Below are 23,191 nucleotides of genomic sequence, written 5' to 3'. Positions count from 1 at the left end.
CGAAGCAATCGCGAACTATGCTTAACGGCTCTGTAAGTAGGGGATTGCTTCGTGCCTCGCAATGACGTGAAGGTGATTTCCCAGGCAACATCGACCCATATCTCACTTAAAATTGATAGTTTTGAGGTCAGGCACTACTTCATGACCATAGAGGAAATATTAAAACAATACTGGAACCACGATAGCTTCAGGCCTATGCAGGCCGAGATCATCCATTCTGTTTTAACCGGGCATGATACTTTGGCTTTGCTGCCTACCGGCGGTGGTAAATCTGTTTGTTTCCAGGTGCCGGCTTTGGCTAAGGAAGGTGTTTGCATCGTAGTATCACCCTTGATCGCCCTGATGAAAGACCAGGTTGAAACCCTGCGGGATAAGGGGATCAATGCCATCTCGATAGTATCGGGCATGGGTAGGCGCGAGATAGATCTTGCCCTTGATAACTGCATTTATGGCTCAGTAAAGTTCCTATACCTCTCGCCCGAGCGCCTGCTGAGCGAACTGGTTCGCGAACGGATTAAATACATGAAGGTGAACCTCTTCGCGATAGATGAAGCGCATTGTATCTCACAATGGGGATATGATTTTAGGCCGCCTTATTTGCACATTGCCGATCTGCGCGAGCTGCACCCTGATGTACCTGTTTTAGCCCTTACTGCTACTGCTACTGCCGAGGTTAAGCAGGATATCCAGAATAAACTCCAATTTAAAAACGGTATAGTATTTCAGCAAAGCTTTGAACGGAGTAACCTGAGCTATGTGGTGCAATACGAGGAAGACAAGTTCAGGAAATTGCTGGATGTGGCCCGTGGTGTAAAAGGCACCGGGATTGTTTATGTGCGCAGCCGTAAGGAAACTTTCGAAATAGCTAAGTTTTATGCCGATAACGGCATCAGGGCCGATTATTACCACGCAGGTCTCACTACCGATCAGCGTTCCGAAAAACAGGAAGCCTGGAAAAATAACCGTGTACAGGTAATTGTAGCTACCAATGCCTTTGGCATGGGGATAGATAAGCCGGATGTACGCTTCGTGATCCACAAAGATATGCCTGAAAGCCTGGAGGCCTATTACCAGGAAGCCGGCAGGGGAGGCCGTGATGGCAAAAAAGCCTATGGTGTTTTACTTTATACTGCTTCTGATAAATTAAGGCAGGAAAAAATGTACGAGCTTAGTTTCCCATCGATAGATGAAATTAAGCAGGTTTATCATTACCTGGCCAATTACTACCAACTGGCCTATGAGGCCGGCGAAGGTCTTAGTTTTGATCTTGACATAGGCGAGTTTTGCGCCCGTTTTAAACTCGACCCGATAAAAACCCTCAACTCGCTTAAGTTTTTGGAACGCGACGAATACCTGGCATTTAACGAAAGCGTGTTTTTGCCTTCGAGGTTTCAGTTTGAGGTAGTTAACGAACAGCTTTATAATTTTCAAATTCAAAACGCCGGTTGGGATCCGTTTGTTAAAACCTTGCTCCGCTCTTACGGGGGGGCCTTTGAAGGCTATGTAAAGATCAAGGAGTTTGATATTGCCCGGCGTACCGGCCTCAGCGTTCAGCAGGTTATTGATGGTATGCTGAAGTTACAGCAGTTTGGCCTCATTAGCTACATGCAACAAACTGATAAGCCGCAGGTTACCTACCTTAAGCCAAGGGTTCAGGCCAGTCACCTGATCATCGACAGGAAATATATCGAAGAGCGTAAAGAAGTTTATCGCAAAAAAATGGAAGCGGTATTTGCCTATGCCGCCCGAAAAAAATGCCGCAGCCAGATGCTGCTCGATTACTTCGACGAAGCCAACCCGCCAAAATGCGGTGTTTGTGATGTTTGTATCGAAGAAAAGCGGCTGGTTAATGAAGAAGAGATCTTTGATAATATCACCACCGAAATAGTGCAGTTGCTGCAGGTATCCTCTCCGGATATCGGCACATTAATAACCGGGATTAACATCGGCACCGAAAAAGAAAAACTGGAAACAGTGAGGATGCTGTTAGATGCCGGGAAAATCAAAACCGATGGTGAGGTTTATTATCTAAGCTAATATTAAGCTAAAACATAACACTATTGCCAAATTCCAGTCGAACATCAGCTGCACAAAAAAGCTTTGCATCTTAACGAGCAATACACTCACCGGCAACGATTTCATCCGCACATCGGATATTTTCACCGGGAAAAATCACGCCTTTACCGATAAAAACCTGTCCTCCATCTATTTAACCCAATACTGCTGTAACGTTTTAAAAATGGGGGCGTCTTACCAGTGTATTTAATGAAATAAAATAATAATCAACTCACAATCAAAATATTAAAGCCATGAAAACTACATTATTTGCCATCGCTGCCGTATTGTTTATGGTACCTGGATTCGCCAAAAATGCTAATGCAAGCACTCCTAAAGATAACGCCGCCGTTGTTTTGAACGACGTAAGTAATATCAACAAAATAGAAGTTTACGGTAACGTTGAACTTTATGTATCAAGCGGCCCTGCCGACCAGGTAAAGGTGTACAATAAATATTATGCCGAAAACGCCCTGGTACAAAGCAAAAAAGGAGTGCTGCGCATTTCATCATATAAAAACGAAAAACTGGTGGTTTGGGTAACCGCCAACCAGTTAAGTGCCATCACAGCTTATGATAACGACGAGATCAAATCATTTGGTTGCCTTAACGGTGTTGAACTTAATGTGAAGCTGAACAATAATGCTTCTGCAACATTAAACCTCGATACTTATGCAGCCAGCATCAGCCTAAGCGGTAACGCCAAAGCCGAGCTAAGTGGTACCACCAGCGAGTATAGCCTTACCCGCACCCCGGTATCAAACGTGAACAGCAACGGGTTAACTTATGCCCACGCCACCGAAACATTAAACCGCGAAACCAAACCGGTAGTAGCTGAATACGCTACTTTGTAAAAGCCATTTTTTTAGAGTCAATTATATAAGTGTAAAGCCGTTTTCTGTAAAGAGGCGGCTTTTTTGTTTTTTAGCACGCAAAGGCACTAAGACGCAAAGCTTTTGCAGTTGATTTGAGCGTTTTAAGTGCGCAATGACATAAGTTTTTCGTCAATCGTTGTAAAAGAAAGATTGTGGTGGTAAACTTATAAAGCTATTCACTTAAAAATCTTTGCGTCTTAGCGCCTTTGCGTGCTTAAACTTCTACAACACGGATATCTAACAGGCCTCAAAAGTTTTGCGAGAATTGTATAGCACGTTTAATCCCCGATCTTCACCCAATTGTCATCAAATAAAATACTATTTCTATTTTAAGACTTTTTAGTCTATTTTTGATTCGTCAAACAAAAATAACAATGGGCAAAGCAGAAAGAACCAGGCAATTTATCATCGAACAAGCAGCACCCCTGTTTAATGAAAAAGGTATTGCCGGTACTACCATTGATGATATTTTGGCAACCACTAAAATGGCCAAAGGTGGCCTTTACGGTCACTTTGAAAGTAAGGATGAGATTGCCCGCGTGATGGTTGATTACCTGCTTGGTAAGCTGAGCGACAAAATTGCATCGGCTATGGCACATGAAAAAACTGCGGTTAAAAAGATCTTCGCTTTTATTGATGTGTATAAAGACCCGATAAAATCATACATAGATGGTGGCTGCCCGGTTTTGAATTTCGGGGTAGAGGCTGATGATAATAACCCTGAATTGAAAGCCAAACTTAAAATGATCATAGAAGGAGGGCAGGAAGTTATTAAAACCACCATTAATGATGGGGTAACCAATGGAGAGTTGTCGCCCGAAATTGATGCCGCCGGATATGCCATTAAAATGTTTGCTTCGCTGGAGGGCGGGATGCTGGTATCGAGGGTTACCGGTGATAGCAAATACATGCACAGCCTGATAAAAATGCTGAAGGACGAATTAAAAAGCTATCAGCTAAAATAATTTTTTTTGCTTTAAAATAGACTTTTTAGTCTTTTTTAAAAAAGAGAACGAACAGATATAGAAACTAATGCCGGAAACGGCTTTTTTAAAAGATAAAAATAGACTAAAAAGTCTAAAAAATAAACATAAAAACAGAACAACAATGAAAACTCAAAAAGTAATATTAGTAACCGGGGCCTCAAAAGGTTTTGGTTTAGAGATAGCTAAAGCAGCACTTGCTGTGGGCGATAAAGTAATAGCAACCGTACGCAGCAAAGCCGATGAACTTGCCGCTGCGTTAGATAATAACCCAAACCTGTTGGTGGTAACCATGGATGTAACCAACGAAGCCCAGGTAAAAACCGCTGTTGAAGAAGGGGTATCCTATTTTGGCAATATCGATGTGTTGATCAATAATGCTGGTTACGGTATAGTAACCGCAATTGAAGAAGCTACCGACGCCGAAACTAAAGCTCAATACGCCACTAATGTGTTCGGTCTGCTGAATGTAACACGTGCGGTATTGCCTCATTTGCGTGCTCAAAAGTCCGGGCATATCATCAATATTTCATCCCTGTTTGGATATGATGCTTACCCGGGTTGGGCATTGTACGGATCGACCAAATTTGCGGTTGAGGGTATTTCAAAAGGCCTGGCTTTGGAGCTGGCTCCGCTTGGTATTAAGGTAACCTCGGCTGCACCTGGTTTGTTCAGCACCGAATTTTTAAGCGCCGAATCATACACGGCAGGTAAAAACATTATTGAAGATTATGCCACAACCGTTGGCCCAATGAGGGCAGGTGCCGATCAGCTACACGGCAACCAACCTGGCGACCCTAAAAAACTGGCCCAGGTACTTGTCGATTTGGCCCATAACGAAAATCCTCCGCTGCATTTACCTATCGGTAAAGATGCCGTTGGGATGTTCAAAGCCAATAGCGAAAAAGTAAATAAAGAAGTTGATCAATGGCTGGCTGTATCAACAAGCACCGATCATGATCATGTTGCCGCAAATTAATTAATCATCATATACTCTACTCTTAAATAATAAAACATCATGTCGAACAATAAAAAAGTTGCCTTAATAACAGGTGCAAACCGTGGTATAGGTTATGAAACAGCCAAACAGCTTGGCGAAAAAGGTGTGGCCGTAATTGTTGCCGCCCGCAGTATCAACGCTGCTGAAGAAACAGCCGCCAAATTAGCTGAGCAAGGTATCGAGGCTTACGGCATCCAACTGGATGTTACCAATGCAGGTGAACGCAAATCCGCCGCAGCTTACATCGAACAAAAATTTGGTAAGCTGGATATATTGGTAAATAATGCAGGTGTAGGTCCTAAAGATGAAGACCTTTTTGTTAAGAAAACCGTGGCTACCACCGCTGATGAATTTGAATATATTTTCAATACAAACCTTTTCAGTGTAGTATATCTTACCAACGATGTGTTGCCGCTATTGAAAAAAAGCGATGCAGGCCGTATTGTTAACCTGTCAAGCATTTTAGGGTCGCTTACCCTGCATGCCGATCCTGAAAGTCCGATTGCACCGTTTAAACGTTTATCGTACGCGGCATCAAAAACTGCTTTAAATACTTTCACCGTGCTTCTGGCCGATGAGCTGAAAGGAACCAATATCAAAGTAAACTCGGCACATCCGGGTTGGGTACAAACAGAACTGGGCAGTGTTGAACATGCCCCAATGAGCGTACCTGACGGCGCTAAAACCAGCGTTGAACTGGCAATGATAGGTGAAGATGGCCCTAACGGCAGGTTTATTCACCTGGGCGAAGAACTGCCCTGGTAAGCTAACCTTGTATTTTATATATGTTTGTTTTGGGCAGGGCGTTGGTAACAACGCCCTGTTTTTGTCAGGATATCCCTTGTAATGTTAACAAAAGAATAACTGGCTATTAAGTGTTTGCATCTGCTGTTTACCTTTCGTTTAAACGCTATATTATTGTATATGCGTTTATTACTCCTGCCCCTGATATTGTTTGTAGCCCTATCGTTAATTAATTTTAAAACTTCAGCACAGCAAGCCCCGGTATATCCCCGTATAGTGGGGTACTTTAGTTTAACCAACCCCATCGGCAACTGGAACAAAGATGGCTTTAAAAGTAATTTTGATGGCGAGGTTTATACCATCGCTTTTCCCTTTGGGATGAACATCATCAAAAGCGACCACTTTGGGGTGAGTTTTGAGGTATCGCCATCTATCCGTACCGAGAAGCATATATCCAAAGTAAATACAGTGGTGTTTCATCCCGGTGCTATGTTCAGGTTTGCACACGGTTTTACTTTTATTGGCAGGGTTGCTTTTGAAACCAATGGCCGTTTCGGGGTGACGCCGGTATTTAACCAGGTGGTTATCCGCGGAAAGAACGCTAACTTTTTTGCCTCTATACCTGTACCGGTTAGGTTTGGGAATGATCAGCCAACATCAATTGGTACGGGATTGCAGTTGGGGGTATCGTTTTAGATATCTGTACTTTTACTCTTGAAGATTTTACCAATATCAAGAAACGCTGACCGTAGACTCCTGTGTACGAACTAATATGCCTGTAGTTTGTAACTACAAGCCTGAAAGTAGTTTTGACACAGTAGTTCGCGAGTTTCAAACTCGGAACATAATAGTCCGAAGTTGAAAACTTCGGACAGCGGTCATTAGTCGCACAATTTCATCTGCACATCTGAAATTCGCATATCTGCACATCAGGGCATCAAATTTCTTCCTCTTTTCACCGATGATTTTCTGCTCTTCGCCGACTAAAACCTGCTGTACATCTAATTGAGCCAAAACGGCTGTAACGTTTTAAAAGTGGGGGCGTCTTATCTGTGTATTAAATGAAATATAAACGCAAATAATTGACAATCAAAATATTAATCATCATGAAAACTACAATATTAACAATCGCAACCTCTTTAGTTTTAGCACTTGGCGTATCAACCGCAGCTAACGCAAATACCAAAATTGACAACAATGCCGCCGTGGTATTAAACAATGTAAAAGGCATCAACAAAATAGAAGTTCGTGGTAATGTCGAAGTCTACGTATCTGCCGGCAACGCCGACCAGGTAAAGGTTTACAATAAATACTACGCCGAAAACGCCCTGGTTCAAAACAACAACGGTACTTTGCGTATCACCTCATACAAAAACGAGAAACTGGTGGTTTGGGTAACCGCTGCCGATTTAAAAGCTATCAACGCTTATGATAACGCCGAAGTAAAATCATTCGGTAAATTATCAATGATCGATTTAAACGTTAACCTGTACAACAATGCTTCAGCTAACTTAAAACTGGATACCTACGCTACTACCATCAATGTAAATGATAGCGCTAAAGTTGAATTGAACGGCACTGCTGATGTGTACACTTTGAACCATACCCGCGAATCGTTTGTAAACAACAACGCTTTTGCTGCCAATCAGTACAATGATAAAGTTACCAACGCGCCTGCTAAACACACTGTAGAGAACGAACTGGCAGGCCTTTAATAATCACTTTTGCAAAAGTCTATCATATATTCCAGAAGCTACCGCCCAAAATGTGGTAGCTTTTTTTAATTTTGATGTAACACTAAACTGCCTCCGGGCGTCATACACCACAACCATGAAAAAGCATATCCTTACCATCACTATTATAAGCGCGTTTATTATAACCGGCATTTTATCATCTTGTCGCCTCAAATGCGTACACGGATCGGGCAATCAAACTACCGAAAAGCGCAAGGCCGACGAGTTTAAAAAAGTAGATATCTCTGGCGCTTTCAAAGTACATTTAAAACAGGATAGTACTTTAGGTATCTCTATCACTGCTGATGATAACCTGATCAAATACATTTCTACCTCGGTAGAGGGCGGTGTCCTGCATATCAAATCAAAAAAGAACTTTTGTGATCCCGGCGATATGGTGATCAATATCGGCGTAAAAGATCTTGAGGAAGTTAAAGCCGCAGGCGCTGTTGAGGTATTCAGTGATGGTAAGATCAATGCTAAAGATTTTAACCTCGATCTGTCGGGCGCTACCAAAGTAACTTTAGATTTAAATGCCGCCAATGTATCAACTGATGGCAGTGGCGCTACCGAAGTTAATTTAACCGGCCAGGCTTCATCACACAAGATCGATATGAGCGGTGCCAGTAAAATTAATGCGTTTGATTTTGTTGTGGGCGATTACGAGATCGAAACTTCGGGTATTGCTCATTGCGATATCAACGTGCTAAAAACGCTTAACGTGCATACCAGCGGTGCTTCCGAAATTAAATACAAAGGTTCGCCATCTACAGTAAATAATGATAAATCGGGCGCATCGTCCATCAAAAAGGTTGACTGATCATCTATCATAAAATCACAGCGAAAAAGCTGAGGACGTGATATTCCCCGGCTTTTTTAATTTATTCGCCACCTATCACTAATTAAAAATTTCAATGAAAAAGTTTTTAAAATGGACAGCCTATGCCGTAATCGCGCTGGTGCTGATCATTGTTGCAGGCATTTCGTACATAACGCTTGCACTACCCAATGTGGGTAAACCAGAAGCCATTAAAATAGATGCCACGCCGCAGCGCATTGCCCGCGGCAAGTACCTGGCCAATCACGTAACGCTTTGTATGGACTGCCACTCGGCCCGCAGTTGGGATAAGTTTGCCGGTCCGTCGGATTCTACAACCCTTGGCGGTGGCGGCGAAAAGTTTGATGCCGCGGTTGGCTTTCCGGGTACGGTTTATTCGCCCAATATTACGCCGCTTAATTTAGCCAGCTGGAGCGATGGCGAATTATTTCGGGCTATTACTGCGGGTGTTAAAAAAGATGGTTCGGCTATATTCCCGATTATGCCATGGCCTTATTACGCTAAAATGGATAGGGAAGATGTTTATGATATTATAGCCTATATGCGCACATTAAAACCTCTGGGCAAAAACTACCCGGCGCATCAGCTGGATTTTCCGTTAAGTGTTATTGTGCATACTATGCCTAAAAAGGCAGAACTGGGTACGGTGCCAAATCCGTCGGATACTATTAAATATGGTGCTTATTTGTTAAACGCAGCGGCTTGTAAAGAATGTCATACCCAATCGGATAAAGGTACATTAAAAGAGGAACTGGCTTTTGCAGGCGGACAAGGCTACCAATTGCCGGGAGGAGGGAAGGTATATTTAGCCAATATCACTCCTGATAAAACAACGGGTATAGGCAGCTGGACAAAAGAACAGTTTGTAAGTCGCTTTACTCAATATGCCGATGGCAAAGTGCAGCCAACGCCAGTAAGACCCGGCGAGTTTCAAACCATTATGCCCTGGTGGAAATATGCGGGCATGAAAACATCTGATCTGGAAGCGATATACGCTTATCTGAAAACTATTAAGCCGATTAAAAATCAGGTGGTAAAGTTTATTAGGTAGAGATTTTGTCTGAATCAGAATTTACAGAATTTTAAGATTTTCAAAATTGAACATTGAATAGTTTTTCATTTTGTTAATTCTAAAATTCTGTAAATTCTGATTCAGACATTTTCCTTTAAAACAATATAAAATCAAACCGTAATTAAAAATAAATTTATACTTTTGCGCCTCGAATTTTGTATAGCCTGCATTAGGTTCGTGGCTATATTTCAAACGATTAAATTAAATTACCCGGTAAAAGATGAATATTACACAGGAAAAAATTAGTGACCTGAACGCGATTGTTAAAATTAACATCAACCCTGAAGATTATCAGCCACGTGTTGAAAAGGCGATAAAAGAAAACGCTAAAAAAGCGAAACTTCCTGGTTTCCGCGCGGGTATGGTGCCGGCATCGCACATCAAAAAAATGTACGGTAAAAGCATTTTGGTTGATGAGATCAACAACTTGCTACAAGATACTTTAAACAATTACATCGACGAGCAAAAACTGGCCGTATTAGGTCAGCCGTTGCCTGCTGTTGATGATAACAAAGAATACAACTGGGATTTTGCCGATAACTTTGAGTTTAGCTACGAATTAGGTTTAGCGCCTGAGTTTGCTATCGAGTTTTCATCAAAAGATTCCTTAACCCAATATGTTATCAAAATTGATGACGAAACGCTTGCTTCACGTATCAAAAATATTCGTCGTAGCTATGGCAAAATGACAAATCCTGACGTATCGGCAGATGATGACGTTCTTTACAGCGATTTGGCTCAGCTTTCGGCTGATGGTAGTGTTTTTGAGGGGGGCATTAGCAACACCGCGTCGGTTCGTTTAGATCAAATTAAAGATGAGGCTATCAAAGCTTCATTGATCGGTTTGAAAAAAGGCGACGTTTTGAATTTCGATATCCGTAAAGCTTTTGATGGCGATGCAGCTAAAATTGCAGGTTTATTGAAAATTGAAGAGGATGACGCGGCCGACCTGAGAGGCGAGTTCCAGTTAACCGTTAAAAACGTTAACCGTTTAGAGGAAAGCGACCTGAACCAGGAGTTCTTTGACAAATTATTTGGTGAAGGTACAGTAACTACCGAAGAGGAGTTCAGGGCTAAAATTACCGAAGAGCTTGAAAGCATGATGGTACAGGATTCGGACCGTAAATTACAGGACGATATCTACAAACTGGCCATTGCTAAAGTTGATTTCGCGTTACCTGATGAATTCCTGAAACGTTGGTTAAAAGCTACTAACGAGAAACTGACTGAAGAAGAATTAGAAGGTGGTTACAACGATTTTGCTCAAAACCTGAAATGGACTTTGATCGAAAACAAGATCATTGTTGATAACACGATCGAAATTAAATACGAAGACGTGTTTGAACTGGCTAAAATTCGTTTAGACCAACAATTCAGGATGTACAGCCCAACTGCTATCCCTGAAGATCAGTTAGGTCAGTACACCGTTCAGTACCTGCAAAACAAAGACAACGCTAACAAAATATTTGAAGAGGTAAAAGCCCTTAAAGTATTTGATTACATTAAAAACGTTATCACTTTAGATAAACAAGAGATCCTTTACACTGATTTCAGTGCATTGGTTTCTGCAGCGCAGTAATTTTAATTTTCTCCCTCGGGAGATTTGTATATTCACCAAAAGCAACTCATCGGGTTGCTTTTGGTGTTTTGGGCCTTCTTAATCATAAAGCCGTCATTGCGAGGTACGAAGCAATCCCCGATTAGCAGAGTAGCCATGCAAGCGGCCCTGTATAGTTGGGGATTGCTTCGTACCTCGCAATGACGTGGTGGTGATGTTAGCTCAATTCCAGCGACCAAAATAACCACTCAATGTAAACCTAAAGTAACATTGTGATGTTATCCGCTTTTAAACCGGCCAACTCAACTGTCCGTCACCAAAAAAATTACTTATTTAAAACTATCTTTTAAAAATAGTATTCAACTAAAAACTATATTTAACGCGGGTAAGACGCCCGCAAACCTGATAAGAACAATTAACAAAAACCATGAACAGTAACATCGATAAAAACGAATTCAGAAAATACGCTGTTAAACACCACCGTATTAACAGTTTATACGTAGATAAATACATTGCTGGCGTTGAACGTAGCAATATGCCAACCGGTATCGCTACCGTACCAACCGGCATGACTCCTTATATCATTGAAGAGCGCCAGTTAAATGTGGCCCAGATGGACGTGTTCTCGCGTTTGATGATGGACCGTATTATTTTCCTGGGCGATGCTATTTATGATAATATCGCAAACATTATTCAAGCTCAATTGCTTTTCTTACAGTCCGCTGATGCTAAGCGTGATATCCAGATCTATATCAACTCGCCAGGTGGTTCGGTTTATGCTGGTTTAGGTATTTATGATACCATGCAGTTTATCTCGAATGATGTGGCTACTATCTGTACAGGTATGGCGGCATCTATGGCAGCGGTATTATTGGTTGCCGGTACCGAAGGTAAAAGGGCAGCGTTGCCACATGCAAGGGTAATGATCCACCAGCCATCGGGTGGTGCGCAAGGCCAGCAATCAGACATTGAGATCTCTTACCATGAGATCACTAAACTGAAAAAAGAGTTGTACCAGATCATTGCTGATCATAGCGGTGCAGATTATCAAAAAGTTTGGGATGCTTCGGATCGTGATTATTGGATGATTGCCGAAGAAGCCAAAGAATTTGGTATGGTTGATGAGATTTTAAGAGGAAATAAAGGCAAATAATTTAAGCCTTGAGCAATAAGTATTAAGTCTGAAGTATTAAGTCGGAGTTACAATTTAATATTGGTGCTTTCGGCTTAGTACTTAAGGCTATACACTTTGTTTTTTGATAGCAATTAATTAACTTTGAGTAAGAAAACCAATCAGATGAATAAAAACAGCAAGGAAATCAGGTGTTCGTTCTGTGGCGCCGGGAAACAAGATTCCCTGATGTTAATAGCGGGGCTTGATGCACATATTTGTGATAAGTGTGTTAACCAGGCTAACGAAATTTTGGCTGAGGAGTTGAAGGTGCGTAAGGTAAAATCGTCGCCTTTAGCACCGGCCTTACTTAAACCATCAGAAATGAAGGCCCACCTTGATCAGTATGTAATTGGTCAGGATGATGCCAAAAAAATATTATCTGTAGCGGTTTACAACCACTACAAACGTTTAAACCAACGTGTTGACAAGGACGAGGTAGAGATCGAGAAATCGAACATCATTATGGTAGGTGAAACCGGTACCGGTAAAACCCTGCTGGCTAAAACCCTTGCTAAAGTATTGAACGTTCCGTTTTGCATTTGTGATGCTACGGTATTAACCGAAGCCGGTTATGTAGGGGAGGACGTTGAAAGTATCCTGACCCGCTTACTACAATCTGCCGATTATGATGTAACCCTTGCCGAAAAAGGTATTGTTTATATTGATGAGGTTGATAAAATAGCCCGTAAAAGCGATAACGCCTCTATCACCCGCGACGTATCCGGTGAAGGTGTACAACAGGCCTTGTTAAAAATATTGGAAGGCACCATGGTTAACGTACCACCACAAGGTGGCCGTAAACACCCTGATCAAAAAATGATCACGGTAAATACCAGTAACATCCTGTTTATTTGCGGTGGAGCATTTGATGGTATCGACCGTAAAATTGCAAGCCGTTTGCGCACCCAAACCGTAGGTTACAAGCTGAAAGGTAATGATCACGAAGTAGATGTTAAAAACATGTACAAGTACATTACTCCTCAGGATTTGAAATCGTTCGGTTTGATACCCGAGTTGATCGGTAGGTTGCCTGTGCTTACTTATCTTAATCCGTTGGATAGGGATGCATTGCATAACATACTAACCGAGCCTAAAAACTCGTTATTGAAACAGTACAAAAAGCTATTTGAATACGAAGGTGTAAAACTTGATTTTGATACCGAAGTGCTTGATTTTATTGTTGATAAAGCAATGGAGTTTAAGCTTGGCGCAAGGGGCTTGCGCTCGATATGCGAGGCTATCATGATCGATGCCATGTTCGAGTTTCCATCTAAAAAAGATGTGAAACGCCTGAATGTGACTTTGGATTATGCGCACGAGAAGTTTGAAAAATCTGATCTGAAAAAGTTAAAAGTAGCTTAACAAAAAAGATATAAGTAAATCCTTATATTTATTTAGACAATACTGCGGCCCTGGTTATCATACCGGGGTTTGCTGTATAAAAAGGAATTATATTATGAACGAAGAATTAAATATTAAAAAAGATGCAGACAACATCCCTGTAGTAAAAGAAGTTCAATCGCCTGTAAAATCGGGCTTGAAAACTAAGGAAGCAATTGTGGCCAACTGGTTGCCACGTTACACCGGCCGCCCGCTGGAAGCCTTTGGCGATTACATCATCCTTACCAACTTTTCAAAGTACATCCAACTGTTTTCGCAATGGAATGATGATGCGCCAATAATGGGTATTGATAAGCCGATGCAAAGCGTAACCGCCAACGGCATCACCATTATTAACTTTGGTATGGGGAGTTCGGTAGCTGCTACCGTAATGGACCTGCTTACCGCTATCCATCCTAAAGCTGTGATATTTTTAGGTAAATGCGGAGGCCTGAAAAAGAAGAACGCAGTAGGTGATCTGATCCTGCCAATTGCCGCTATCCGTGGCGAAGGCACATCAAACGATTACTTACCTCCCGAAGTGCCTGCACTGCCATCATTCGCGCTGCAAAAGGCAATTTCAACCACCATTCGTGATTATTCGCGCGATTACTGGACAGGTACCTGCTACACCACCAACCGCCGTGTTTGGGAACATGATAAAACCTTTAAGAAATACCTGAAAGACCTGCGTGCCATGGCCGTTGATATGGAAACCGCTACCATCTTCACCACTGGTTTCGCCAATAAGATCCCAACAGGGGCATTGCTATTGGTATCCGATCAGCCAATGATCCCCGAAGGTGTAAAAACCGCCGAAAGTGATTCGTCAGTAACCGAAAAGTTTGTGGAAACGCACCTGCACATCGGTATCGAATCGTTAAAGCAATTGATCAATAACGGGTTAACGGTTAAGCACTTGAAGTTTTAGTGAGTGGTTGATTTAGTGAATGGTCATAGTCTGGTGAATGGTTTATTAGGTTGATTAGGTGAATGGTTAGGAAAACCACTCACTCAATCAACTATTCACCACTCACCCAAAATGACTTAATGCCCCAATGCTCCAATGACCACAGTCTTCATCCCCTCCCTGCCGTAAAATACCGGGAAATACATCATTTCGGCTTTGGCTGGGTTTAGGGTGTATTTGCCGTCATAACGGGGGGTGAGGTTTACGGTGAATGTATATTTGCCCTGTTTAAGCTTGCGGCAAAATATACTCACCTTCTCTTTAAAATATTCGCGGTGTACCTCGTTGTTGGCCCAGGATTGTTCCTTGCCCTCGTACGAACATCCGGCCGGGATAGGGATCTCTATCATAACAAAATCGGCATCTCCGCGGGCTGTTACCTCTGCTTTTAATTGCACCTGCTCGCCGCCTTTAAGGGTGGTTATTGTTTTCTCTTTACGCTCAAACCAAGTGTTTACTGTAAAATCTTTACTTACCTTTTCGGGCTTGCTGTTCCAGAATTGTTGGTAACCGGTAATGTAAACGGGCAATCCACCGGTTTTGCTAACGCTGATCTGCTTATCAGTTAACGTAGCCGAGTAGGGGAACTGGTTGATGGTTTTTGTTTCGGCCCCGGCGATGGTGATCTGCGATGGTTTTGCCTGTTTGTTTTCGGCGAGCATATCCGGCAGGATAGTTTCGAGTATTAAGGCAGATTCGTAGGTGTTACGCCATTCGTTAAAGCGGCGTTGCTCAAGGAAATATCCGCGGATTTTGTTTAGCAGTTCGGGATATTGGCCATTGTTTTTTATGATGCGATACGCCAGTACACTCAACTGTATGGAGTTATCGAAAAATCTGTAACCACTTTCGCCCCAATACATATTGCCAAACATGGTGTGCTTCGCTGCGGCAAACAAGCTATCCATATTGATTTTTAAACCCGCTTCCTGGCGTAATAGTATGGTTCTTAATTTATCATAACCGGATGGGGGATTGTTAAATAGGCGTTTGTCTTTGGCTTGTTCTTTTTCGATAATACCTACGTAGCGTTGATAATCTGCCTTTGCATTTAGTTGATTAAGCAATTCCAGGCACATCACTTTATCCTGGCCATGGTAGCCTTCCATTTGATAAACTAAATAATCGGTAAGCTTTTGTTTATCCAGATCTATCTGGTAGCCTTCTTTTTGTGCAATTAAAAGAGCTTCAACGGCGTGCAGGCTTATCCAAAGCTCATCATCGCTATCTTTCCACCAGCCCCACAATCCATTGGCCTTGCGATTTTCTTTTAGCTTTTTAATTATCTCCTGCACGTTTTTTCCGTATTTAAAATCCTCGCCCAAAAACTTCTTGATATGGCGCTCCATGATCAAACCTTTCAGTTTTGATGCCAACTGCTCATTGCACAAATATTTGTATTCACGCAGTTTACGGGCTTCTTCAGCCAATACAGGTAAGGCAGAGGCTTCGGCGTGGAAAGTAACCGGCCCCAGGGATGGGTCGAATTTCAAAGTAACTGTGGTGTCCCGGTCAAGCGCTTCAAATAGCCCTTTGGTTTCTTTAGTCCCCTGCGGCATTAAAGGTATTTTGCGTTGTTCACCATCAAAATAGCCGTTATCCCGTTTGATGGTGTACTCGAATGTAAGGCTATCCGTTGAAGTGATAGTGGCTGTAGCAAGGCTGGTGGCAGTTATTTTAAGCGTGTCTATTTTCGAGCTTTTAACTTCAAACTCGTCTTGTTTAAGTTGCCGGCCGTTGTATTTAAATGTACGGGTAAGCTTTGCCGGGTTGCTATTATAGTTCATTACTTTGCCTATCAGGTTCATTTCATCACCCGCTACAGCAAATTGCGGGGCAATGAAATTGGCGCTTAACGGTTTGTATGATTTTATACTGCTTTCGTTAAAACCGGTTTGTTTATTACCATTTATACCAATAATGAATGTACGCCAATTGGTGATATCATCCGGATAGGTAACCATAAAACTCGCCTTGCCCTGTGCATCCGTTGTAAGTTTGGGTTGCCAGTACGCGTAATCCGAAAAGTTTTTGCGCATGGTTTGCGTTCCCGCTACCTGTGTGCTATCAGCTTTTGCACCTGCTTCACCGGGTTTAGCCTTTCTGCGTATAACAATAACCCCGTTGGCCGCGCGCGACCCGTATATGGCTGTAGCTGCAGCGGGTTTCAAAACGTTTATTTCGGCTATCTCGTCGTTGTTTACATCAGATAGTTTATCTACAATTTCGCCGTCAACTACAATAAGCGGCTGTGCCCCTGTGGTATAACCGGCTGCTCCACGTAGCCGTATAATAGTCGATGCGCCAAGACTTCCATCAGCGACATTTATACCTGCTACCCGCCCTGCTAAAACTGTACTAACAGCTCCTGTCATTTCCATTTTTCTTTGTACCCCGTATCCAACAACTACAACCTCTTGTAACGATTTGTAACTCTCCTTCAAAGCCACTTTTACATTTGATCCCGGATTAATATTAAGCTCTTGTGTTTCAAAGCCAATAAAGGCAATGATCAACTTGCCGCTTTTAGGCACCTTAAGGCTAAAATGCCCACGGATGTCTGTGGTGATGCCAATCGTTGTTCCTTTTACTCTTATGGATACACCTGGTATAGGAAGTTTATCGCCAACAGCGGTGATAGTGCCGCTCATACCATCCATAAATACTTCCGTGTCGAGGTATTTTTCGTTAAACGCTTCCTTTATTTTGAGGGCATCGTTCACAATTTCCTTGTCGTTATTGTTGTAGGCAGATTGGCGGTTGTCTATAATATCGCCTATCTTGATACTTACCGAATCTTTGGCATGGGTTGGCGATACTTCAAAATTATAGTAGTTGGCACCGCCGGTTTTAATCGCCACGTTTTCTTTTATATCATATTTGTCGCCCTTCAGCAAAAACAAAAGCCTGTACTTACCTGCCTGTAGCTTATCGATGTAGAAGGTGTTGCCGGGATATACAAGCATAAAATCCGGATCATTGTATTTGTAAACAATAACATTTTTAATAAGCAACACTTTATCTTTTGGCTGTTTGATACTCATCTGTAAGCGGCCTGTTTCACCTTTTATTTCAGGGTTATTAAAAAGCGGCTGACTGTATCTGCGTAAATCAAGATATTGCTGCCATATATTTTCGGCTTCGGGCTGTGTGAGTACCTGCTGGGTATAATCGTCATATGGCCCCTGGTATGAGGATAGCACCGGGTTAAAAGCCTTCGGAATACTCTTCTGTTTCAGCAAGCCTGGTGCAAACAGGTATGAATATCCGGGTTCGTTTTCAAAGTAGCGTGGCTTTTCGCCCTGCACTTCTAAACCTGAAAAGCTGCCTGCCAATGGCCCTACCAGCACGTCATTATTCCGGTATCCATAATTAGGGTTAGGGTTGATCATGTATAAAGTGCTGCCCTGGTTTAACAAAGTCATTTTCCAACCAAAGTTGTTTACCACGGTGATAAGATAGCGGTTAATCAGATCGATCTCATAATTGGTTAAGGTATCCGAAACTTTTGTTGATTGAGCGTTATCGGCATTAAGACTAAAGATCAGCTTTTTTGATTTTTCGACCATAACACTATCTACCCATATATTTTGATGACTGGTACGAAACCTGAACGCGTGCTTACCCGGCGTTACCGCGAAGCTGTAGCGTTTTAACTGTTGGGTTTGATCAAAATAAACCGGCCTGCCGTCAATATAAAGGATATGTACAGGTAAAATATCTCCATTTTTAACTACAAAAGGCGCTACCTGTGTAGTGGTATCCTGTTTAGGGTCTTCCTGCACCCGGTACATTTTATCGGGATGGGTAAAACGGTAATAGCTGATGCTATCCAGCCCCATTTCGGTGCTCCATCGCTTCCAGTTTAAGTCCAGCAAACCGTCGCTGCTTATTTCCTGGATTTTAAAGGGCTGTTTTTGTTTGCGATAGCGGAAACCTTCGCCTAAATAGGGCACGTATGGGATTTGATAATTGGTGAATTTGCTGGTCATGCTCCAGGCCGTTAGGTCGGTGTTAGGTACGGGCTTTCCATCCCTATCGGTAACCACAATATCTGTTTTAGCCTGCTGGCCGGGGTAAACGGTTATAGGCTGCCTTACATTAATGGTAAGCAGCTTATCGCGGTAAATAACATCTGCTGCTTCGGTTTTACTTTCGCCTGCCCAAATGTAATGCAACTGGAAATTTACGGCGTTTTGCTCACGGTAAGCCCTCCTGTAAATCAGGCTGTCGGCCTGTCCGGCATCTATTAGCTTATCACCACCAAATACCGAATACCAGAAATGCAGGTGCTGCGGATTGTTAACGGTTACAAACAGCGAATCGGCAGTGCGGTAGCCCGAAAGCGATACATCTGGTGTGTTTTCCTTCAGGTCGATATCGGCATAAGCGCTGTCGGCTTCTACATCATAACTAACCGCGTATGGGTTTATCATGATTTTAGCAGGCAGGATCACTTTTGTTGTAGATAGGGTATCGTCGTGGGCATCAAGTGCGCTGATAGTTGCCGCGGTCTTTGCATCTTTCCCATTCACGTAATAATTGGCAATAAGCGTATCGGCATTTAGTTTGGCAGTAAGCCTGAAAGGGCTGTAAGTGTAACTCATATCATCCTGATTGGACGATTGGCTTTCATTGTTGCTGTTCAGAAATTCGGCGTTAATGGCATATTTAATATCGGCTTTCGGGAAAATAGAATCGGGAATGATCAATTTAGTTTCACCAACCGGATCAAGCTGCATATCATGTTTCCAGAGCAGGTCGGGAACAAAGGTATATTTTTGTTTATGGGTGCCGGTGCTTGTTGTGTTGAGTGTAACGCTAACCCTTCCATCGGTAACAGGTAGGTTGTTTTCATCAACAGCTTTTAAATACAGGGTTGCCTGGTTGCCTGGCGAGTGTTCCTTTCTATCAACCCGTGTTGTAAAGGTTATTGATTTTAGTTCGTATTCTTCATATTTAAATTGGCCGCTCAGGTAAACCTTCCGTTTGGCTAAAAAGCTACGCTCATCATCGCCATCATAATCATCGAGTTTATATTTTTCGGCAGACGGATCTTCGAGTGTGATGGTATAATCTTCATCCAGCGAAAGGTCGAGGCTGTCAACCAGCGGGATGCTGTACTCAAAGGCTCCGTCACGGTAGCTGTTTACCCGGCCAATGATCTTGCCGTCGTCATCACTGCGCTCTTTTAACCTCACCAGCAGCTGCGATGCTTTTATGGGCTGTTTGGATTTTTTATCAAGAATAAAAGCTTTGAATTTCACGGTATCATGAGGCTTATAAATAGCCTTGTTAAATACCATAAATCCTTCGTATTTGCCGGGCGGCTGATAATAGCGGTTCCGTTTTCTGAACAGGTTTTTAAAACGCCGCCAGAGGGCCTTAACAAAACTCATGTTACGGTAAGGGTTGTAACCGTAGTATCGTTGCTGTTGTTTAATAAGATGATAGTTTGTTACGCCGTTATAATCAACTTTGAGTATGGTGTCTTTTTTTGATGGATGCGCAACGTATAGTCCATTTTTGGTATCGTAGGGGATAAGGGTATTATTAATTTGAACGGTTGCGCCGCTAATAGCTTTACCCTGTTTATCGGTGAGTATAAACCGCAGATCGTAATTATTGGCAAGGATCTTTAAATAGGCCGACCGGTTTTCAATAAGCTGATAATCAAGTTTGTTTTGCTTAGCTGCAACCTTCATGTAATTTCCCGGTGGAAGTGTGTTTTCCCACCACTTAGTGTCGGTCTTAAATGAATCGACAGGGTTGTGCAGTATTTTTTCGTCGGGCTTTTTATTGGGATGCTGGTAAAACTTTAAAACGTCGTCGGCGGTTATTTTATAAATGTAGGTATAATAGCTGCTTTGCCTGCTGGGCGTTAACGGTTTTTGTGCATATGCAAATCCGCTATAAATTAAAACAATAAATGTTAGCAGTGTTTTTGTAAGTTTAGATAGCATAAGTAGCGCGTGGTATTGTAATATAATCTGTTTAGTTTTAAGTCGCAAGTCTCAAGTTCGAAGTCAAAATATCATATCCAACTTAAAACTTAAGACTCGCGACTTATATAAGATGCAGATGTATTTACTATTCCATAAAAGAAATATCATTTAAGAAACTTATTTTTGAGCCGTAACCCTGCTATGCATACCGGGTTAGTAGAGATTTAAATTATGTGGTACGATAATATACTCCAAACCATTGGCAACACGCCCCTGGTAAAGCTTAATAAAATAGCGAAAGATATCCCGGCAACAGTTTTAGCCAAAATTGAAACAACCAACCCCGGCAACTCTATTAAGGATCGTATGGCCCTTAAAATGATTGAGGACGCCGAAAAAAGCGGCAAACTTAAACCCGGAGGAACCATCATTGAAGGCACATCCGGCAATACCGGTATGGGCCTGGCTATCGCGGCAGTGATAAAAGGCTATAAATGTATTTTCACCAGTACAGATAAGCAATCGAAAGAAAAATTTGACGCCCTGCGCGCCTTTGGTGCCGAGGTAATTGTGTGCCCAACTAACGTTGAGCCGGAAGATCCACGTTCATACTACTCGGTATCATCACGCCTGGAAAGGGAAGTGCCAAATTCATGGAAGCCCAACCAGTACGATAACCTGAGCAATTCGCAGGCGCATTATGAATCAACCGGGCCGGAGATTTGGGAGCAAACCGAAGGTAAGGTTACCCACCTTGTTGCAGGTGTGGGTACAGGCGGTACCATATCAGGCATTGCCCGCTATCTGAAAGAAAAGAACCCGGCTATCCAGGTGTTAGGTATTGATACCTACGGCTCGGTGTTTAAAAAATACAAGGAAACTGGCATTTTCGATAAAAACGAGATTTATCCATACATCACCGAAGGCATAGGCGAAGATTTCCTTCCTGCCAACGTTGATTTTAACCTGATAGATCACTTTGAAAAAGTAACCGATAAAGATGCAGCGTTAATGACCCGAGAGATTGCCCGTAAAGAGGGGATTTTCTCAGGAAACTCAACCGGCTCGGCGGTGGCTGGTTTGCTGCAAATGAAGGATAAGTTTAAAGAAGGCGATGTGGTTGTGGTTATTTTCCCGGATCATGGCACCCGTTACCTTGGCAAAATGTACAACGATGATTGGTTGCGCGACCGCGGTTTCCTGAAAGATGGAAAACTTACTGCGCACGACATCATCGCCAAAAAAGATGTTCAGGAAATTGTTACTATAGATTGTGAGAAGAGCGTGCTGGAAGCTATCAATACCATCAAATCGCTTAACATATCACAGATCCCGGTTACGCAAAAAGGTATGGTAATAGGCAAGATCACCGAGAGTGATATTCTCGATTCGCTCATCGAAAATCCATCCATCAAATCACAACCGATAAAAAATATTACCACCGCACCGTTCCCATTTGTTGATCTGAATACATCGATAGACAGGATCTCGGCCATGATCAATAAAGATAACATCGCCGTGCTGGTTGAGGACGAGCAAGGCAAAATCGAGATCATTACGCAGTATGATATTATAAATGCTATCTCGGCTTAAGGTTTAAAGCTGGAGGCGGAACGCTTTAAAGGTGTTATGCGGTGAGCATAGCACCTTTTTGTTTTAGAGTTTAATGGTTTTGGAGCTTTTTCCAATTCCAGTTTTGGGCGTTTACATCATAAAAGTTAAAGCCGAGATCGATGGTCGTGTTTTTTCCTTTTTTTATGATCTTGAAGAAACGGCCATCAGTATCAATACTATCCCCTGAGGCTCGAAATGAGTATATATGAAGTGTGAACCGGGAGGCGAAATCTTTTGGACCAACCCGTGCACCTTTATTGAGCAATTCAGAAAGATAAACTGCATCCGAAAGGTTGAGGGAAAGTAATGAGTCTCCCTTAGTAAAATAGGCGGCGGATATTATTGAGGAGTTGGCTCGTATAGCAGTTTTGGCGATCTTTTTTAAATGAATACCTTGGTACAGGTAACGTAAATAGTTAGAAGCCCAAACAAGAGTAGGATAATTAAAATCCTCAGAGTTTTCAATAGTTTTAAATATCTTGCCGTTTTTTATATAAGTAGTGCTTACATGTTGTGCGTCGGTCGCAAGTGCCCCTTTGGGGGTGATATTATCAAAGTCAATTAATTCGAAATTCCGGCAAACCTGCTCGTATTTATCTTCGGGTACTACTCCCGTAAATTCCCCGGTGAAATCTCCGGTAGACATTTTTCCGTTAACCTTTAATGTTCTATCTGCATTCAAAATCATATCCATTACGGAACATTCTCCTAAACAGCCTGATGTGGATAAAATGATCTTATCGAATTTGTTTTCAGGAAAGATTTGAGGCTTAAAACGTTGAAATGTATATAAACCTTTTCCCGTATCAAATTGGAGTGTGTCTGCGGAAAGTTTAACTATTGGATAGCTTTCCCATTGTCGCCGAACCAGATCAAAAAGCATCAGGCTATCCTTGGTTATTCTGTATTTTGAACGGGTGCCAAGATAGGTATGTTCATGGTCGTTATAATTTATAAAGCCGCTCTTATCATCAAATGATTGATTTTTATAAAAAGCCAACCCGTTTTTATAAGGAGGAGCAATAACAAGAGGTATTCCTGCACGATTTGTTTTCATGGTTCTTACCCTGATCCAATCGCCTAAAATATATTTTTCGTTATCCTGTAGTTTATTTTTGCAGGATGAGAGGAATATAAACAGCAGTACAGATAAAATATATTTCACTGATGATAAGGCTTTGACGAAAAACGTTCGTTAGTACATTTTAGTATGAAACTCCATTTGACTCAAAAGTCTCTCCTTCATGCGG

At 42.2% G+C, this 23,191-nt stretch carries 16 protein-coding genes; 14 read left to right on the top strand and 2 right to left on the bottom strand.

All coding sequences use genetic code 11. The annotated features are described in order from the left end of the window. Positions 1–141 precede the first annotated feature (141 nt). The 13 genes from AAFN85_RS20315 to AAFN85_RS20255 all read left to right on the top strand — a co-directional run bounded on the left by AAFN85_RS20315 (position 142) and on the right by AAFN85_RS20255 (position 14,343). A complete protein-coding gene (locus AAFN85_RS20315) occupies positions 142–2,037 on the top strand; it encodes an ATP-dependent DNA helicase RecQ (RefSeq protein ID WP_347529439.1) in 1,896 nt (631 codons plus the stop codon). Positions 2,038–2,309: 272 nt separating this feature from the next. Further along, positions 2,310–2,909: a DUF2807 domain-containing protein gene (locus AAFN85_RS20310; protein ID WP_347529438.1), complete on the top strand. Its 600-nt coding sequence runs from the start codon at positions 2,310–2,312 to the stop codon at positions 2,907–2,909. A 395-nt stretch (positions 2,910–3,304) separates the two neighbouring features. Next, positions 3,305–3,895 (top strand): TetR/AcrR family transcriptional regulator, encoded by a 591-nt coding sequence (locus AAFN85_RS20305; protein ID WP_347529437.1) that lies wholly within the window; start codon positions 3,305–3,307, stop codon positions 3,893–3,895. 142 nt (positions 3,896–4,037) lie between these two features. Beyond that, positions 4,038–4,892 (top strand): oxidoreductase, encoded by an 855-nt coding sequence (locus AAFN85_RS20300; RefSeq protein ID WP_347529436.1) that lies wholly within the window; start codon positions 4,038–4,040, stop codon positions 4,890–4,892. A 39-nt stretch (positions 4,893–4,931) separates the two neighbouring features. Next, on the top strand, positions 4,932–5,678 hold the full coding sequence (locus AAFN85_RS20295) for an SDR family oxidoreductase (protein ID WP_347529435.1): 747 nt from the start codon (positions 4,932–4,934) through the stop codon (positions 5,676–5,678). Between the two features lie 159 nt (positions 5,679–5,837). After that, positions 5,838–6,353, top strand: coding sequence for a hypothetical protein (locus AAFN85_RS20290; protein ID WP_347529434.1), 516 nt, complete (start codon positions 5,838–5,840; stop codon positions 6,351–6,353). A gap of 410 nt (positions 6,354–6,763) precedes the next feature. Further along, complete coding sequence (locus tag AAFN85_RS20285; protein WP_347529433.1) at positions 6,764–7,372, top strand: DUF2807 domain-containing protein; 609 nt, start codon at positions 6,764–6,766, stop codon at positions 7,370–7,372. Between the two features lie 115 nt (positions 7,373–7,487). Further along, on the top strand, positions 7,488–8,210 hold the full coding sequence (locus AAFN85_RS20280; protein ID WP_347529432.1) for a head GIN domain-containing protein: 723 nt from the start codon (positions 7,488–7,490) through the stop codon (positions 8,208–8,210). A 94-nt stretch (positions 8,211–8,304) separates the two neighbouring features. Beyond that, on the top strand, positions 8,305–9,279 hold the full coding sequence (locus AAFN85_RS20275) for a c-type cytochrome (RefSeq protein WP_347529431.1): 975 nt from the start codon (positions 8,305–8,307) through the stop codon (positions 9,277–9,279). Between the two features lie 241 nt (positions 9,280–9,520). Beyond that, the gene (tig, locus tag AAFN85_RS20270) at positions 9,521–10,879 is read left to right on the top strand and encodes a trigger factor (RefSeq protein ID WP_347529430.1); all 1,359 of its coding nucleotides are present in this window, start codon (positions 9,521–9,523) and stop codon (positions 10,877–10,879) included. Positions 10,880–11,285: 406 nt separating this feature from the next. Further along, positions 11,286–12,011 (top strand): ATP-dependent Clp endopeptidase proteolytic subunit ClpP, encoded by a 726-nt coding sequence (gene clpP / locus AAFN85_RS20265; protein ID WP_347529429.1) that lies wholly within the window; start codon positions 11,286–11,288, stop codon positions 12,009–12,011. A 144-nt stretch (positions 12,012–12,155) separates the two neighbouring features. After that, positions 12,156–13,394: an ATP-dependent Clp protease ATP-binding subunit ClpX gene (gene clpX, locus AAFN85_RS20260; RefSeq protein WP_347529477.1), complete on the top strand. Its 1,239-nt coding sequence runs from the start codon at positions 12,156–12,158 to the stop codon at positions 13,392–13,394. A 94-nt stretch (positions 13,395–13,488) separates the two neighbouring features. Then, positions 13,489–14,343 (top strand): AMP nucleosidase, encoded by an 855-nt coding sequence (locus AAFN85_RS20255; RefSeq protein ID WP_347529428.1) that lies wholly within the window; start codon positions 13,489–13,491, stop codon positions 14,341–14,343. A gap of 116 nt (positions 14,344–14,459) precedes the next feature. Here the strand turns inward: AAFN85_RS20255 and AAFN85_RS20250 are convergent, their stop codons facing one another. Beyond that, the gene (locus AAFN85_RS20250; RefSeq protein ID WP_347529427.1) at positions 14,460–20,345 is read right to left on the bottom strand and encodes a carboxypeptidase-like regulatory domain-containing protein; all 5,886 of its coding nucleotides are present in this window, start codon (positions 20,343–20,345) and stop codon (positions 14,460–14,462) included. Positions 20,346–20,558: 213 nt separating this feature from the next. Here AAFN85_RS20250 and AAFN85_RS20245 point away from each other — a divergent pair, with 213 nt between their 5' ends. Further along, positions 20,559–21,920, top strand: coding sequence for a pyridoxal-phosphate dependent enzyme (locus tag AAFN85_RS20245; RefSeq protein WP_347529426.1), 1,362 nt, complete (start codon positions 20,559–20,561; stop codon positions 21,918–21,920). Positions 21,921–21,990: 70 nt separating this feature from the next. Here AAFN85_RS20245 and AAFN85_RS20240 read toward each other — a convergent pair whose 3' ends face one another. Continuing rightward, positions 21,991–23,106 (bottom strand): DUF6438 domain-containing protein, encoded by a 1,116-nt coding sequence (locus tag AAFN85_RS20240; protein WP_347529425.1) that lies wholly within the window; start codon positions 23,104–23,106, stop codon positions 21,991–21,993. Between the last annotated feature and the right edge of the window lie 85 nt (positions 23,107–23,191).

The sequence above is a fragment of the Mucilaginibacter sp. CAU 1740 genome (assembly GCF_039839285.1).
GTDB lineage: Bacteria > Bacteroidota > Bacteroidia > Sphingobacteriales > Sphingobacteriaceae > Mucilaginibacter.
This window is presented reverse-complemented; position numbering and strand designations above follow the sequence as displayed.